Source organism: Aridibaculum aurantiacum (genome assembly GCF_017355875.1).
GTDB classification, from domain to species: Bacteria; Bacteroidota; Bacteroidia; order Chitinophagales; family Chitinophagaceae; genus Segetibacter; species Segetibacter aurantiacus.
Genome location: NZ_JAFEWC010000003.1, coordinates 293419 through 312134 on the forward strand (window position 1 = coordinate 293419; position 18716 = coordinate 312134).

Genomic DNA, 18716 nt, shown 5'->3' on the forward strand with positions numbered 1-18716 from the left:
TTGAGATTAGAAATTTTCCGGTAATGACTAAAAAAGCAAGCAGTTAGGGATGTATCAGATTAGAGACAAAAACACGAAAGTAAAGCTTACCCATATACTCGTTCTGTCAATTCTTTTTTCAGCTTGTGCTGCAAAAAAGTTTCCACAGCTAAGCAGTAATTACCATAACTACGACTTTAGCGCTTCGGCAAAGACTGGCTACACTAAGGTGATTCCCAGTGACACTTACACTGATGAAAGAGGTTATGGATTTGAATATGGATCATCGGTGAAGAGTGTGGAGCGTAGATCAAATAATGCTTTAGAAGATGGATTTGTTACCAATGACACGCCATTTCTTTTTTCTGTAAAACTACCTGAAGGTAATTATGATGTAAAAGTGGTGTTGGGTGATAAAGAAGGAACATCAGATGCAGCAATACGTGCTGAAAGCAGGCGGATGATGGTAAATAGAATCCAGACTCTGCAAGGGGAAGTAAGAGCGCTGGAGTTCACGGTCAATCTCCGCGATACCATCATTAAAACCAACAATAGCAGGGTAAGGATAAAGCCACGTGAAAGGGATTATTATCATTGGGATAATAAGCTTACGCTAGAGTTCAACGGTGAAGCACCTAAAGTGGCAGCTATAGAAATTACACCTTCTGCCAGTGATGTAATCAATGTTTTTCTCGCAGGAAATTCTACCGTTGTAGACCAGGCATCAGAACCTTATGCAGCATGGGGACAGATCATTCCTGCGTCGTTTGAAGCACGCAAAATAGCAGTAGCCAATTATGCTGAATCTGGTGAATCCCTTAGCAGTTTTATCAGTGCAAGGCGTTTCGAAAAAATGTTGTCGATGATGAAAAAGGGTGATTATGCTTTTGTAGAATTTGGCCATAATGACATGAAGCAAAAAGGTGAAGGCATTGGTGCATTTACCAGCTATAAAAAAGATTTGAAATTTTTTATCGACGAGGTGCGAAAGAAAGGAGCAACACCTGTTCTTGTAACTTCCATGCAAAGAAGAAGTTTTGATAAAGATGGTAAGATAACAGAAACATTAGGTGATTATCCGGCTGCAGTAAGGCTTACTGCTAAGGAAGAAAATGTTGCCCTGATAGACCTGAACGCAATGAGCAAAACGATGTATGAAGCATGGGGGCCTGACGAATCTATCAAGGCATTCGTGCATTTTCCTGCTAACACTTATCCTGGACAAAAAACAGCCCTGGCAGATAATACACATTTCACTCCTTTTGGTGCATACCAGATCAGTAAGCTTATCATCAGGGGCATAAGAGAAAATAAACTAGGTTTAGCTAAATATTTACAACCTGGTGTTCCTGATTTCGATCCTGCAAAACCAGATGCGTTTGATTCTTTTTATTGGCCTGATAGCCCTGTAAAAAATACAATGAAGCCGGATGGTAATTAGATGGTTTAGAATGATTGATTAAATCAAGACAAATTGATTAGTCAATACGATGATAAAATATTTTCGATCCTTTTTTTGTTTTTCTTTTGAATCAAGGGAATATCGTACAAGAGCTACCGTGTAGACACATCTTTTGCATGTCCTGTAGGGACATTTGGTTGGTAGGGAACCGAACAATTGATTGGATCTGACGTTCCGTAGGAACGTCTGGTGCAGGGTAACTAGAATTTAAGTACCAGACGTTCCTACGGAACGATAGGAAATAATATTTCATACTTCTTCTACTCACTAAATGTTCCGATGGAACATGAAACATCGAAACAATAAGATATGTCCACACGGTAGGTACAAGAATGCGAAGCTGGTATAGATAAATTAACTGCAGCTTTATTGAAGCAAACGGTGGATTATATTGGTGCTTGAAAAAATTTGGACGGTTAAAAAAATGGAAGCTGAAGTTGAATAAAGATATTCCGTAAAAGTGTGCGACCCCGCAAGACTGACGGGGCAGGCTGCAACGAGGTAGATGAAAGTACTACTGTACGGAACATAAAAATGAAATATGAAGAAGATAATTATAGCCTTTGTTTTATCAGTGTTGGTACTGCAAGGGCATGCACAAATATGGCCTGCTATTACACAGACCGCTAAGCCATGGACGCGCTGGTGGTGGATGGGTAGTGCAGTGGATGAAAAGAACATAAGTTCTCAACTGTCTACTTATCAAAAGGCTGGTTTTGGAGGCGTGGAAGTGGTGCCAATCTATGGTGCTAAAGGCCACGAGAGCAAGTATATACCCTACCTGTCACCGCAGTGGATGAAGATGCTCGATCATACGGTGAAGCAATCAACGGGTTTAGGTATGGGTGTATATATTTCAGTAGGTACGGGTTGGCCTATTGGTGGTCCGCAGGTCACCACAGAGGATGCAGCTACGCGCTTGGTTATTCAGCAGTATACGGTAAAGGCCGGTGAGCCATTGAAAGATAAAGTACTCATCAATGACGCAAGGCAGAAGGATGTGGCTAAACTCACCGCACTAATGGCCTATGGCAAGGATGAAAAGTTGGACATTACTGATAAAGTACAAGCTGACGGGACGCTCAATTGGACACCTGCTGCAGGTGAATGGAAGTTGTTTGCAGCTTTTTCTTCCAAAACCAAGCAGGCTGTAAAGCGTGCTGCACCTGGTGGTGAAGGCTATACGCTTGATCATTTCTCTAAAGCATCGCTGACAAACTATTTCAAAAAATGGGATACTGCTTTTGGCAATACAGCCCGTGGTGTTAAAGCTTTTTACAACGATAGTTATGAAGTTTATAATGCAGATTGGACACCTGCTTTTTTTGATGAATTCAAAAGGAGAAGAGGGTATGACTTAAGATATTTTTTACGGGAAATGGCATCAACTGTGGCGAGTGAGGAAGTGGCAAGAGTGAAGAGTGATTACCGTCAAACCATGAGTGACCTGATGCTGGAGAATTTCTCAAAAACCTTCACGAAGTATGCGCATGATAAGAAGACGAAGTCGCTGAACCAGGCGCATGGTTCACCTGGTAACCTGCTAGACTTGTATGCTGCATTTGATATTCCGGAGACAGAAACTTTCGGCTCCAGCTATTTTCCTATCCCTGGTTTGCGAAGAGATAGTGCAGATGTGCGCAATGTAGATCCTGATCCTAACATGCTGAAGTTTGCTTCTTCGGCTGCGCATGCTATGGGTAATAAACTCACTTCTTCAGAAACATTTACCTGGTTAACTGAGCATTTTAAAACATCCTGGGCGCAGTGTAAGCCAGAGGTAGAGCAGGTGTTTTTATCGGGCGTAAATCATGTGTTTTATCACGGTACTACTTACTCACCTGACTACGTACAATGGCCCGGTTGGTTGTTTTATGCTTCTGTGAATTTTGTTCCGAACAATAGTTTGTGGCCACACCTGCAGGGATTGAATAACTACATTGCCCGCTGCCAGAGTGTGCTGCAGAGTGGTGAACCTGATAACGAGATAATGGCTTACTGGCCTGTGTATGATGCATGGCACAATGCCAAGGGAACAGACATGCCACTGAAGGTGCATGATATTGACCACTGGTTGCATCCAACTCCTTTTTATAAGAACCTTGTGCAGTTACAGGAGCGAGGTTATTCCATGGATTTTGTTTCTGATAAAATGTTGTCTGAAGCATCAGTTACTAATGGCATTGTAAAGGTTTCAAAAAATGGTGCGGCTCATAAAGTATTGCTGGTTTCTAAATGCAAAATGATGCCTGTGGCTACTTTACAAAACATCATTCGTCTTGCCAATGCAGGTGCAATAATAGTATTGGAAGAGATGCCTGCTGATGTTCCGGGTTTGGATCATTACGAACAACAACGGGCTTCTTTAGCTGCATTAATAGCTACTTTAAACTTTCAGCAAAAAGGAAAAGATTTAAGTGAAGTGGTAGTGGGTAAAGGAAAGATCATTCTTTCCAAAGATGTTATGAAGGCGCTGGAGTATGCAGGTGTGAAAAGGGAGGTGCTGGTGGATAGCGGTTTGAAATTCATCAGGCGCAGTGTGAATGGTGGTAAATATTATTACCTCGTTAATCATACACCCAATACCATCAACGCAAACCTTCCAATACAGTTCGCTGCTAATTCGGTAGTTATAATGGATCCTCAATCAGGGGATGCAGGCATGGCTGCGTTCACTAAAAAAGGAAACACAACAGATGTAAGACTTCAGATTAAACCAGGCGAAGCTTTGAATCTAAAAGCAACTACAGCAAAGCCTGCTACAACTCCTAAATGGAAATACCTTGAGACACTGCACCTGCCCTTTAATCTTGAAGGCAAGTGGCAGCTAAGCTTTAAGGAAGGTGGTCCATCTTTGCCAGCTGCCAGGACATTACAACAGCTGCAAAACTGGACTGATCTTACTGATGATACTGCTACGCAAAATTTTTCAGGAACAGGCGTATACACCACCACTTTTAATTTACCTGCAAAACGAGCCGATGAATATTTACTGCAATTGGGAAAAGTCAATGAATCTGCACGTGTTACCATCAATGGAAAAGAGGTGGGCATATTATGGAGCATTCCTTATGAAACACGCATTGGTAAATACTTGAAGACAGGCCAGAACACCATCACCATTGAAGTTGCTAATCTGATGGCGAATCGCATTAGGTATATGGACAGGATGGGAATGGAATGGAGGAAGTATCACGAGATCAATTTCGTTAATATAGATTACAAGAGTTTTGATGCCTCTAAATGGAAAGTGCAACCTTCAGGGTTAGAAGGACCTGTAACCATAAGTCCTTTTATTGCTAATCCAAAAGGAAGTGCGAAGAAATAATTTCAACCACGATTAAAAAACCTAACATATAACTTTTATATATGCTGCTTTCACGAATCACTAAGTTGTCATTTGCTGTATTGGCATTATCCACCTTACAGCTTCAATCTTTTGCGCAACAAGCCGAAGTAACCATTAATGCTGGTGCAGGTGCACCCACACATACCATCAGCAGGCATATCTATGGCCATTTTGCCGAGCATCTTGGCAGGTGTATCTACGATGGCTTTTGGGTAGCTGATACCATGAAAGTGCCTAAAAAAGATCGCATACGTTTAGATGTTGTGGAGGCTTTAAAGAATATAAAAGTGCCGAACCTACGCTGGCCCGGTGGCTGCTTTGCCGATGAATACCACTGGAGAGATGGTGTTGGTCCGCGCAAGGACCGCCCAAAGATGGTGAACACCAACTGGGGTGGCGTAACAGAAGACAACAGCTTTGGTACACACGAATTCATGGAGCTGTGTACGCTGCTGGGCACTGAGCCTTACATAGCTGGTAACGTAGGCAGTGGCACAGTAGAAGAAATGGCGAAGTGGGTAGAATACTTTAATGCAGCAGGCGAAAGTCCTATGGCCAAATTGCGCAAAGAGAATGGTCGTGCTACACCATGGAAAGTAACCTACTGGGGTGTGGGCAACGAAAGCTGGGGCTGCGGCGGAAACATGTCTCCTGAGTATTATGCTGACCTGTACAAGCGCTATGCAACTTATGCGCGCAATTATCCTGGTGCACCATTAAAGAAGATCGTAAGCGGCGCCAATGCCAGCGACTATCGTTGGACAGAAGTGTGCATGCAAAAGATACCACGCAACCAGATGTGGGGTATTACACTGCACTACTACACACTGCCTACAGGTAGCTGGAGTGGCAGCAAAGGCTCAGCAACTAATTTTGAAGAAAAGCAATACTTCCAAACCATGAAGAATGCCTTGTTCATGGATACATTGGTAGCACGTCACTCGGCTATTATGGATAAATACGATAAAGAAAAAAGAGTAGCGCTGGTGGTAGATGAGTGGGGCATATGGACAGACGTAGAACCCGGTACCAATCCTGGTTTCCTTTACCAACAAAACAGCTTACGTGATGCATTGATAGCAGGTACTACTTTGAATACTTTTAATAACCACAGCGACCGTGTTCGGATGGCAAATCTTGCTCAAACGGTTAACGTATTGCAGGCGGTGATCCTTACCAAAGGCAGGCAGATGTTGCTTACGCCTACTTACCATGTGTTCGATCTTTATACGGTTCACCACGATGCAAAGTATCTACCTGTACAATTGAAATCTCCTGACTACACCATGGAAGGTAAAAGTATACCTGCCGTAAATGTTTCTGCTTCGCAAGACTCTACAGGTGCTGTACATATCTCTTTTGTAAATCTTAATCCTAACCAGTCTACTCCTGTGCGTTTAGCACTTAATGGAATAACATGGAATACTGTAACAGGTAAAATGTTGACTTCCGGAAAAGTGAATGACATCAACACTTTTGAAAAGCCGAACAACATTCAGCTTACTTCTTTCATCGGTGCAAGAAAAGAAGGCAATGACCTTGTGGTTGATCTTCCGTCAAAATCAGTAGTTGTTTTAAGGCTCAAGTAAGCAAAACAAATATGAAAAGATTGTCTTTGCCAGGGATAATGTACCTGCTGTTTTTGATGGTGATAGCAGGTACTGCATGCGCTGTGTCTTCAAGATCTGCGAAAGGTGTTCCTGCTCCTAAGCCACTGTACCGCGATCCTATTTATGATGGCGCTGCCGATCCTGTTATCATCTGGAACAAGCAACGGAAGCGGTGGTATATGTTGTACACCAACAGGCGGGCAACTCATAGTGACTCTACCGGTGTCAGGTGGGTGCATGGTACACGCATAGGCATAGCAGAATCGAAAGATGGTGCAAACTGGAAGTATGTAGATACGGCCAATATCAATTATCGTCCTGTAGCAGATTATACGCACTGGGCACCCGATGTGATAGAACACGAAGGTGTATACCACATGTACCTTACTTATGTACCAGGCATTTTTAATGATTGGAATCATCCACGCAATATTATTCATCTTACCAGCAATGACCTGCTCAACTGGCAGTACCAGTCAACGCTAAAACTGGCTAATGATAAAGTGATAGATGCAGGTGTGGTAAAGCTACCCGAAGGTGGCTGGCGCATGTGGTACAACAACGAGAGAGATGGCAAGTCGATCTGGTATGCTGACAGCAAAGACCTGTACAACTGGGAAGACAAAGGCAAGGCCATAGCTGCCCGTGGCGAAGGAGCTAAAGTCTTCTGGTGGAAGAATACCTACTGGATGATAGTAGACGCATGGAAGGGATTGGAGATCTATCAATCTAATGACCTGCTGAAATGGAAGAAGCAAACCACACGTATACTCGAAGAGCCGGGCGAAGGAGCAGAGGACGCAGCCATAGGTGGTCATCCTGATGTGGTGGTGAGTGGTGACCGTGCATACATATACTATTTTACACACCCCGGAAGATCAAAAGCCAATCCTGCACCAAATAATTCAGTAGATGCTAAGCGCAGCCTTATACAGGTGGCAGAACTAGAGTATGCCGATGGTGTAATAACATGCGACAGGGATAAGCCTGTATACATTCAACTACAACACAACTAGAACTACAACATGAATTTGAAGTCAACTTGTATAGCTGCTATTCTATTGGCTGGCATTCTTAATGGATGTACAGCACAGCGTTCTGCAGAAGTGAAACCTTATACCACCCGCGACACTACACGTGTAGGTGGCAATCCCATTATACAACATAAATACACTGCTGATCCTGCGGCTTTGGTGCACAATGATACGGTGTACCTGTACACTGGTCATGATGAGGCGCCGAGAAGAGAGCAGCGGTATGTAATGCATGACTGGCTGGTCTTTTCATCTACCGATATGGTGAACTGGAAAGAGCACCCTGTACCACTTACGGTAAAAGATTTTACCTGGGCTAAAGGTGATGCATGGGCATCGCAGGTGATAGAGCGCAACGGAAAGTTCTACTGGTTTGTTTCCATTGAACATAAAACCATCAATGGTAAAGCCATTGGAGTGGCTGTGTCTGATAGTCCTACAGGTCCTTTTAAAGATGCTCTTGGCAAAGCACTAATCACCAACGATATGACCATCGAGACGAAGATCACGTGGGATGATATTGATCCTTCTGTTATGATAGACGATGATGGACAAGCTTACTTGTTTTGGGGCAACACTACGCTGCACTATGTAAAGCTGAAGGAGAATATGATAGAGATGGATGGCCCGATGAAGACGATCAAGTTGCCGCATTTTACCGAAGCGCCCTGGATACACAAAAGGAATGGCTGGTACTATCTTTCATACGCTTACGAGTTTCCTGAAAAGATAGCTTATGCCATGAGCCGCAGCATCGATGGGCCGTGGGTGTACAAAGGCATCATCAATGAGATTGCAGGCAACAGCAACACCAATCACCAGGCGATCATTGACTTTAAAGGCAAGTCGTATTTTATTTACCATAATGGCGCATTGGCTGCAGACGCAGGCAGCTTTCACCGCTCAGTATGCATAGATTACCTGCACTACAATAAAGATGGTACAATCAAGAAAATAGTTATGACCTCGGAAGGAGTGAAGCCGGTGAAGTGATTGGAAGCCTTCTAATACAAATTGATAAGCCTTACTGCTTTTCTACCAGTTTATCTTGCATTCAAACCTATATATGAAAAACACCTTTTTCCTCCTGGTAATGATGAATACTGCCTGTTCTGGCACTACCGGTGAAACAAAACCTTCTGCCGCTGCAGAAACAAACGGTACTACAGTTTCTACTACTTCAGAAACTGCAGCTGCCCGTCATTATGCAGGTGCTTTTTCCAATGGTATGAAAGGAGACTCCATATTTTTTGATGTGTCTGCAGATGGTAAAACACTGGAGAACCTGACATTTAAAGGTTACTGGCGCTGTAGTGGTAAATTAGAACAAACAACGGTTGGGCCTGATGGGGCTTTCAATATCAACAACGGCAAAGTGAATGATCATATATCAGAACCACCCGATGGAGGCTCAACTGCATGGAGGTTTGACCTCGAAGCCGACATAAATCCAACATCAGCAAGCGGCACTTTTAGAATGAACATCAATAACCTTGGCTGCGACACCTACAAACTGAACTGGACAGCAGAGGTTAGAAAATAAGGAGTATAACAGGTAAAGCCAGGTGCAGAAACTTCTTGTTTTGATTATTCCAATTGCTTCAATGAGTGTTCAGTTGGAAAAGAAAAGAAGCTTATTCTTCAGCAATCATGTAAGCATATTCTTTTAATAAGATGTTTCGTGGGAGGAACACAGGATGCCGCAGGACACTTAAAAAAATTTTAAGAGGTAAACTTGGGCATTATTTGACTGTTCCTCTAAAACGATGTGCTTGAAAAAAGATCTACAATGTAATGCTCTGCAGCGGCTGGTTCTTCCACTACAGGTTGTTTCTTCTAAAGCTATTTTGTTCAGGCTGTTGTTGCTGACAACAGCATTGGGCGTTAGTTCTTTACTGCAAGCGCAACATTGGACGATCCTTGGCAACGAAAGCCAGGTAGCCTCGGCTACATCCAATCATACTTCTATTGCAGTATTATTAGAAGGAGATGAAGGCACCACCACTGTTCCTTATGTTGCCTTTATTGAGTCTGGTGTGCCTAAAGTAAAAAAACTGGTTGCCGGTGCGTGGGAGCAGGTGGGTAATAATCTTTCTACCGGCAGTGCAAGTTATACCAGGATAATTGCTGATAACAACAACCGCCTGTATGTTTCATATGTGGATGGTACCAACAGCAACAGGCTGGCCGTAAAAACATACGATACTTCTTCTGCTAGCTGGCAGCCACTTAACAACGATCCCAACAATCTGCACCTTTCAGCAGGTTCTGTTACCTATAGCATCAGCCAGTATAGCAGCACACCCCGTAGCACGTTTGCATTGGATACTGCCAATAGGCTGTATGTAATATTTGGTGAGGGTTCAGGTCTTGTGCCAACTGTAAAGCGATATAACGGTACTGCTTGGGAAACAGTAGGAGGCGCGCCTGTATCGTCAGACAGGGCAGTAGGTGTGGGTATAGCTATAGACAGCACCACAAACGCACCATATGTTGTGTATGCACAACTGGCTACTGCCACTTCTACTACTGGTACGGTGATGGCCTATCGCTTTATCAATAATGCATGGGAAAATATCCCTGTTCCCAGTCCTGTTTTACCCGGCAGTTCTACTACGGGTTCCACTACAGGAGTACGTCATACAGTTATCACTTTCAACTACCAATGGAATCCTGTTGTAAGTTATTTCAATGCTAATAATAGCAACCGTTCTACTATCATCATATACAACAAGAGCACCAGCAGCTGGAGCTATGAAGGAACTGTTTCTGCAAGAGATATTTCCAACAACTCGCTGGTGCGCGATTTTGCCGGCAACCTCTATAACACTTTCACTGATGCCTACTCAAATGGCTCAGGCCGCTCCGTAGCCCGTGTTATGCGCCAACGTGCAGGAACAACTAATTGGGTGGAGCTCAAAGATCCGAATGTAACAGATGGTATTGACGAGCCTGTGGGTAATGTGCAAATTGCATTTGCGCCAGAGGATTCTACAAGACCATTCATTGTTTATACAAAGACCAACAGCAACTCGGTAGTGACACCGGTGGTTAGAAGATTCTCAACACTTCCGCCACCGCCACCTCCGCCACCTGCAGTTGATTCAGTAGTTACTACGCCTAAACAAATGGAACGTTTGAACAGGTCGGTAGTAGCCGTACGCACCAGTTCTTCGCAGGTGTATATTGGCTGGAGGTTATTAGGAACAGATTCTTCAAATGTTGGTTTCAACGTGTACCGCGATGGAACTTTGATCACTCCTTCACCCGTTACCAATTCTACCAACTTCATTGATCTGACTGCTGTAAATGGAAAATATTCAGTGAAGCCTGTGATCAATGGTGTGGAGCAAGCCAACACTGATACATCTGGTGCTGTATGGGCGCAGAATTATTTGAACATACCATTGCAACGACCTGCAGGCGGCGTTACACCAACAGGTGAAGCATATACTTATAGTGCGAATGATGCAAGTGTAGGCGACCTTGATGGTGATGGAGAATATGAAGTGGTCCTGAAGTGGGATCCATCCAATGCTAAAGACAATTCTCAATCTGGTTATACAGGAAACGTTTACCTGGATGCATATAAACTGAACGGAACAAGATTGTGGCGCATTGACCTTGGCAGAAACATACGTGCAGGTGCCCACTACACGCAGTTCATTGTATACGACCTGGATGGAGATGGCAAGGCTGAAGTAGCATGTAAGACTGCTGATGCTACCATAGATGGACTGGGTAACGTGATTGGTAATGCCAATGCAGATTATAGAAACAGCAGCGGCTACATTCTTTCTGGTCCTGAGTTCCTGACTGTTTTCAATGGTTTAACGGGTGCTGCAATGGCTACTACCAATTACTTACCTGCAAGAGGTACGGTAAGTAGCTGGGGCGATAGTTATGGTAACCGTGTAGATCGCTTTATAGCGGCAGTAGCTTATTTAGATGGTGCACGTCCAAGCCTTATTATGGGGCGTGGGTATTATACACGTCTTGTGCGTGCAGCGTGGGATTGGAGGAATGGACAACTTACAAGCCGCTGGGTGTTCGATAGCAACACACCGGGTAACTCTGCGCATTATGGCCAGGGCAATCACCAGATGACCATTGGTGATGTAGATGGTGACGGTAAAGATGAAGTGTTCAATGGCTCAAGTGCCATCAATGATAACGGTAAAAGTTTATGGGCTAATGGCATGGGTCATGGCGATGCATTGCACATGACGAACATCGATCCTGACAGGCCAGGACAGGAGATATGGATGCCATATGAAGATCCGGCAAACAATGGATTGGTAGGTGCAGCACTCATTGATGCAAAAACAGGCGCACGCATTTTTACTGTTCAATTAGCTGCTGCCGAGGATGTAGGTCGTGCACTTTCTGCTAACATAGATCCACGTCACAAAGGCAACGAGGTATGGGCTTCAAGAGGTGGGTTGTTTACAGCTAAAGGTGTACAGTTAACCACTTCAAGGCCATCCATGAACTTTGCCATATGGTGGGATGCCGACAGTACAAGAGAACTGCTGGACGGTACCACTATTACCAAATGGAACCATTTAACCAACAGCAGCACTGGAATATTTTCTGCAGCCAATTGTTCTTCAAATAATGGCACTAAATCAACACCTGCGCTTACTGCCGATCTTTTTGGCGATTGGAGAGAAGAGGTTATGTTCAGAACAACTGACAACCTGAACCTGCGTATTTACACTGCTACCACTTTTGCTGAAAGCCGTTTTTATACATTGATGCACGACCCGCAGTACCGTACTGCTGTTGCATGGCAGAACTCTGCTTACAACCAGCCACCGCACCCAAGCTATTATTTAGGTGAAGGCATGGCCCCAATCAGTGCACCGAATATTTACATCGCCAATGATCCGTCGTTACCTGTAGTGCTTATGGACTTCAGGGCCAAAGAAAACAATGGCAAAGTGAACTTGTATTGGAAGACAGCAACAGAGATTAACACTGCTACTTTTACCGTAGAGAGATCTGTTGATGGTAACACATTCACACCCATTTATACAACAAATGCAGCCGGCAACAGTACCTCTGAAAAATCTTATTATGCAGTAGACTTAACGCCTTTGGCTGGTTATAATTTTTACAGGTTGAAACAAACTGATATAGATGGAAAACATGTTTATTCAGTAATAAGAAGAGTGAGCATTGCAGGAGCAAAGAACCACTTCAGTATTTTGCCTAATCCAGTTACCAATGCTGTTAAACTAAATTTCACCAATGCAGCAGCACACCTGCGGCTGGTAGTTACATCTGCCGAAGGTAAGGTGCTGATGATACAGGAAGGAAACCTGCAGGTATTGAACAATACACTAAACAACAAGCTAAGCACACTGAATACAGGCGTATACATGCTGCAGCTTTCTGATGGTAATGAAGTTTACAACACAAAAATGGTGAAGCAATAAATTGATAAACGACAAGGGTAAATAAAGCAATCCATCAACTCCCTGTTGGCTTACATGCTGATGGGGATTGATGTTTTTAATGAAACACTATAGCAGGCTGAGAAGTAGTAACATAAAATGAACCGGAGTTACTACAAGAAAAAATACAGTTGCTACCTAACAAGAAACAAGGAGATGAACATACTAATGAAGAAAATTTTTTTACTGGTGCTTCTGCTTGCTTTTGCAGGGCCATTGTTTGCACAACAAAAAGAGATACGGTACTTGTCGGGCACCGATAGTAAGAACACAGTGCAATGGGATTTCTTTTGTACCGGTGGCCGCAACAGTGGTTACTGGACCAAAATACCTGTGCCTGCGCATTGGGAGCAGCACGGATTTGGCAGCTATAACTATGGCCGCGATTACAAAACCAATGGCAAGAATGCGCGCTTTGCAGATGAGAAAGGCATGTACAAGCATAGCTTCAATGTGCCTGCAGCGTGGAAAGGAAAAGAAGTTTTTATTGTATTTGAAGGATCGATGACGGATACCGATGTGAAGATCAACGGGCAATCTGCAGGTGCTGTACACCAGGGTGCTTTCTATCGTTTTAAGTACAACATAACCAACAAGCTGAAGTTTGGTGCAGCGAATACACTGGAAGCAACTGTAAGCAAAATGAGTGCAGATGCAACGGTGAACAATGCTGAGCGCCTTGCTGATTACTGGGTGTTTGGTGGCATATTCAGGCCGGTATATTTAGAAGCAGTTCCAAAGGAGCACATAGATTACACAGCTATAGATGCTAAAGCCGACGGCAGTTTTGCCATGCAGGTTTTCACAAAAGGAATAACGGCTGGTAGAACAATAGTAGCCGACATAATAGATGCTACAGGTAAACGTGTAGCATCTACAACAGCCAAGGTTGCCAAAGGAGACTCTGTTGTTTTACTAAATGCTAAAGTAAATAACCCGCTGCAGTGGACCAGCGAAACACCACACTTGTACAAGGTGAATGTTCACCTGCGGGATGCTACCAAAAGCATATTTACTACCTCAGATAAATTTGGATTTAGAACTATAGAAATAAGACCAGGAGAAGGTATTTACATCAACGGTACGCAGGTAAAGTTTAAGGGTGTTAACAGGCATGTGTGGTGGCCTACATCAGGCAGGGCTGTAAATCGTGAAATAGACCTAATGGACGTGAACCTGATAAAGGAAATGAACATGAACGCTGTTCGCTGTTCGCATTATCCACCAGATAAAAGCTTTTTGAACCTGTGCGATTCATTAGGATTGTATGTGCTGAATGAACTGGCTGGCTGGCAAACGGCATACAGCACCAAAGCCGGTGAGCCACTGGTAAAAGAGCTGGTGATACGAGATGTAAATCATCCAAGCATTATCTTTTGGAACAATGGTAACGAAGGCGGTACCAACAAAGAATTGGATGATGATTTTCATAAGTGGGACTTCAGTAAGCGACCTGTTATTCACCCGCACCACAGGCCGGGCAACGCTTTCAGCGGTATAGATACCGACCACTACGAAGACTACTACAGCACTGTAAGGAAACTAAACGACAGCCTGATTTATATGCCTACTGAATTTCTGCATGCACAGGATGATGGTGGCGCAGGAACTGCTATGCATGATTTCTGGGAGCTTCATTATAAGAGTAAAAAGAGCGGTGGCGGCTTTATATGGGCTTTGGTAGACGAAGCCATTGTAAGAACTGACTTCAACAATGTGCTGGATGCAAATGGCCTCAATGCCAATGATGGTATTGTGGGTCCGTATCGTGAGAAGGAAGGAAGCTTTTTTGCGCTGCGCGAAATATTCTCGCCGGTGAAGATCTGGATGAAGGAGCTGCCTGCATCTTTCAATGGGACATTGGAAGCGGAGAACCGATATTATTTCACCAACCTAAACCAATGTAGCTTTCAATGGGCGCTGGTTAATTTTAGAAAACCGGCTGAGCCGCTGGCAGGTTATTCGGTGATGAAGAAAGGCAATGCCACCGCAGCATCTATTGCGCCTGGTGCTACAGGTGCCATTTCTTTCGCTCTGCCTGCTGATTATAAGAATTATGATGCACTGGTGTTTGTTGCACTCGATCCTACAGGTAAAGAAATTTATAAGTGGACGTGGAAAGTAAAGAGCTATGAGCAATTGCTTTCAGGTATACTGACTCTGAATGACAGCACTACTTCTGTTGCTGAAACCGATACAACTTATACCTTAAGAGGTGCAGATGTATCTGTTTTCTTGAACAAAAGAACAGGTATGCTGGCAGGAACGAAGCATGCAATGATGGACAACTTGTCTTTTGCTAAAGGTCCTGTTTTAACACATGGTACATCAAACCTTACCGGCCACAAAACCTACAAAGAAGGCAACAGCCATGTTGTGGAGTTTACCTATGATGGTGCCATGAAAAGCACACGCTGGAAGATGTACGGCACCGGCTGGGTGAGCCTGGAGTATGAGTATGAGTTGGAAGGTAGTTTTCCTTTTGCAGGTGTTAGTTTCAGCTATCCTGAAAATTATATTCTGAGTGCCAAGTGGCTGGGCAAGGGGCCTTACCGCCAGTGGAAGAACCGTACTGCAGGAACGCCTGTAAATGTTTGGCAGAACCTTTACAACAATACACACACCGGCTATTCACCTGTTGTTTATCCAGAGTTTAAAGGCTACTATGGCGACATTAGCTGGATGGAGTTCAGTACAGTGGAAGGTAAATTTTATGTAGCAAGCAGGGACACAGGTTTATATGTAAGGCTGTTTGATTTTTATGCATTATCTGCATCTGAAAGACCGCATCCTGTACTGCCTGTAGGCAACATTTCTTTCCTGGATGCTATACCGCCTATTGGTACAAAGCTGGCGCTGAACGTTAGCACCAATACACGCCAGTTAGGTCCGCAGAGCGAGCCCAACCACTTGAGTGGACGAAAGAAGCGTACACTGTTTTTCTATTTTGGTTTGCCTAAAACCACCAATAGCAAAGAACAATACAGCAGGCCAGAAATTGATAATGTTTTTTAAAAGCAATAACTATTTATCACGCTGGTATTTTATATACCAGCATTGGTTTTTCATAGGGTCATCGTTGCGCCTGCCCCGTCAGCGTAAGTAATGCGGGGTCGCAATCACTTTATCCGCATCGCATTCATGATCTTTAGGTTTATAAACAGATAACACCAACAACACTTAGACAGCTTCTAAATGATGATAATGAAAAAAATTTTGAATACTGTTCTATTGCTAACAGCAATGTTTGCTTCTACACATGTACGGGCGCAGGCACCTTCAGATACTGTATATATGTTCTCTTACTTCAAAGGAAGTGGAGACGGCCTGCACTTGGCGTACAGCGAGGATGGCTATAAATGGACTGCACTATTTAACGACAGCATTATTTTAAAACCAACGGTAAGTAAAGACAAGCTGATGCGCGACCCGTGCATCATCAAAGGTGGCGATGGCAAATACCACATGGTATGGACAGTTAGCTGGAACGACCGTGGCATTGGTTATGCTTCATCACCTGATCTTGTAAACTGGAGCGAACAACAGTTTCTGCCGGTAATGATGCATGAAGATTCTGCACGCAATACATGGGCACCAGAGATAACATACGACCCAAAGAAGAAGCAATACATGATCTATTGGGCAACCTCTATTAGAGGACGTTTTCCAACAACTGACACGGCTGCAGAAGCAGGCTACAACCATAGGATGTACTATGTTACTACAAAAGATTTCAAGAAGTACAGCAAGACAAAGCTGCTGTACGATCCTAATTTTAGTGTAATAGATGCTACTATACTAAAGGATGGAAAGCGCTGGGTAATGTTCTTAAAAAATGAAACACGCTATCCTGTAGAAAAGAACCTGCGGGTAGCCTATGGTAAAAAATTGACAGGTCCATACACAGCAGCAGGTCCTGCCTTCACCGGTAAGTATTGGGCAGAAGGGCCAACTGCTTTAAGGATAAACAACGAGTGGATCGTTTTTTTCGACAAGTACCGTGATCATGTGTATGGTGCAGTTACTTCCACCGACCTGGTAAGTTGGAAAGATGTTTCTGCTAAACTAAAGATGCCAAAAGGCATCAGGCATGGTACTGCATTTACTATTACACGCGAAGAATTAAATAAGCTGCTACAGGCAAAACTATAAAGACATTATCATTCACCTGTTATTTATGGCTGTTTACCCTATTTCAGGATGCTACAGGATGGATGGCTAAATGCTACTATTACCTTACAATTTGCATTAATTGCTTTGGCGTATGACAAATTCAACTTCTTTTAAATTCTTTTTATCGTTGATTGCGGTGATGGCAACGTTGTTAAGCGACGCTGCCGTAAAACTCCCTTCTATCATTAGCGATCACATGGTGCTGCAGCAACGGAGCAAAGTGGCATTATGGGGTTGGGCAAATGCAGGTGAAAAGGTAACCATCAATACCAGTTGGAACAACAAAGCATATACAGTAACTGCTGATGCTTCAGGTAAATGGATAACGTATGTAAGCACTTCGAAAGCAGGAGGTCCATATACTATCACATTCAAAGCAAGCAATGAAGTAAAAGTAGAAGATGTGCTGTTGGGCGAAGTGTGGCTGGCATCGGGTCAGTCGAACATGGAGTTCTTTATGACCAAAACAAGAAGCTCTTCATATACTGGTGTGTTGAATTATGAGCAAGAGATAAAAGCAGCCAATTATCCTGCCATCAGGCAGATAGATGTTGCCAATAAAAATGCTGCTGAACCACAACAAGATTTTAAAGGCGATTGGAAAGTGTGTTCACCACAAACCGCAGATACATTTTCTGCAGTGGCTTTTTATTTTGCAAAAGAAGTTCATTTGGCTACAGGCTTTCCTGTTGGTATCATCAACGCTACATGGGGTGGTACAGCCGCAGAGTCTTGGACAAGGAAAGATGTACTGGAAGCAGATCCGGATCTTGCTGTCACTGTAAAAAATTATGATCAACAGGTAAGAGATTACCCGGCTGCATTAGACAAATTCAATAAAGCACTTGAACAGTGGAAACAAGATACTACGCAGCGCCAACCTACTGCACCTGCCAGGCCTAATAATGATAAAGCTCCATTCCGCCTGTACAATGCGATGATCGCACCGTTGATCCCTTATACGTTGAAAGGAGTGATATGGTACCAGGGAGAAAATAATGCACAAAAGGCTTACCAGTATCGCAAGCTGTTCCCGGCTATGATTGCTAACTGGAGAAGTGATTTTAGAAATGAAAAGTTGCCTTTTTACTTCGTGCAGATATCGCCGCACCGCAGCCAGAACCCGGAGATAAGAGAAGCGCAACTCATGACATACCGGTCTGTCCCCAACACAGGTATGGTAGTAACAACAGATAACGGAGATTCGCTTGACATCCATCCACGTAACAAAAAATTGGTAGGCGAACGCCTGTCTCTATGGGCGCTGCGCAATGAGTATGGTAAGAAGAACATTGTTGTTTCTGGTCCGCTGTACAAGTCAATGAAGGTGGATGATAATAAAATCAAGATCAGCTTTGACTTTACAGGTGGTGGCCTGGTAGCAAAAGATGGAAAAGAGCTTGCAGAATTTACCATAGCAGGTGAAGATCAAAAATTTGTTCCTGCCAAAGCTGTGATAGAAGGTGATAAAGTAATAGTGTGGAGCGATGCTGTGAGCAAGCCTGTGGCTGTTCGTTTTGCATGGCGCAACATACCTGATCCTAATTTCTATAACAAAGCAGGATTGCCAGCTTCACCTTTCAGAACTGATAATTGGAAGGGCATGACGGAGGGGCGGAACTAGTAGTTGATCAGTGACTAGTTGATCAG

Annotated in this window: 10 protein-coding genes; all 10 read left to right on the forward strand. The window is 43.6% G+C overall.

Annotation, left to right across the window (positions count from 1 at the left end):
* Nucleotides 1-49 precede the first annotated feature (49 nt).
* On the forward strand, nt 50-1420 hold the full coding sequence (locus J4N22_RS14945; protein WP_207495883.1) for a rhamnogalacturonan acetylesterase: 1371 nt from the start codon (nt 50-52) through the stop codon (nt 1418-1420).
* Nucleotides 1421-1982: 562 nt separating this feature from the next.
* Complete coding sequence (locus J4N22_RS14950; protein ID WP_207495884.1) at nt 1983-4769, forward strand: glycosyl hydrolase; 2787 nt, start codon at nt 1983-1985, stop codon at nt 4767-4769.
* A 41-nt stretch (nt 4770-4810) separates the two neighbouring features.
* The gene (locus tag J4N22_RS14955; RefSeq protein ID WP_207495885.1) at nt 4811-6379 is read left to right on the forward strand and encodes an alpha-N-arabinofuranosidase; all 1569 of its coding nucleotides are present in this window, start codon (nt 4811-4813) and stop codon (nt 6377-6379) included.
* An 11-nt stretch (nt 6380-6390) separates the two neighbouring features.
* Complete coding sequence (locus J4N22_RS14960) at nt 6391-7416, forward strand: family 43 glycosylhydrolase (RefSeq protein ID WP_242692245.1); 1026 nt, start codon at nt 6391-6393, stop codon at nt 7414-7416.
* A 9-nt stretch (nt 7417-7425) separates the two neighbouring features.
* Entirely contained in the window at nt 7426-8427 is a 1002-nt protein-coding gene (locus J4N22_RS14965; RefSeq protein ID WP_207495886.1) for a glycoside hydrolase family 43 protein, read from the forward strand.
* A 73-nt stretch (nt 8428-8500) separates the two neighbouring features.
* Nucleotides 8501-8977 carry a hypothetical protein gene (locus J4N22_RS14970; protein ID WP_207495888.1) on the forward strand — a complete coding sequence of 159 codons (477 nt, stop codon included), beginning with the start codon at nt 8501-8503 and terminating at the stop codon, nt 8975-8977.
* Between the two features lie 229 nt (nt 8978-9206).
* Entirely contained in the window at nt 9207-12875 is a 3669-nt protein-coding gene (locus tag J4N22_RS14975; RefSeq protein ID WP_207495896.1) for a rhamnogalacturonan lyase family protein, read from the forward strand.
* Between the two features lie 186 nt (nt 12876-13061).
* Nucleotides 13062-15908, forward strand: a complete 2847-nt coding sequence (locus J4N22_RS14980) for a glycoside hydrolase family 2 protein (RefSeq protein WP_242692246.1) — start codon at nt 13062-13064, stop codon at nt 15906-15908.
* Nucleotides 15909-16097: 189 nt separating this feature from the next.
* Nucleotides 16098-17045, forward strand: coding sequence for a glycoside hydrolase family 43 protein (locus J4N22_RS14985; RefSeq protein WP_207495901.1), 948 nt, complete (start codon nt 16098-16100; stop codon nt 17043-17045).
* 112 nt (nt 17046-17157) lie between these two features.
* Nucleotides 17158-18690, forward strand: a complete 1533-nt coding sequence (locus tag J4N22_RS14990; RefSeq protein ID WP_242692247.1) for a sialate O-acetylesterase — start codon at nt 17158-17160, stop codon at nt 18688-18690.
* Nucleotides 18691-18716: the final 26 nt, after the last annotated feature.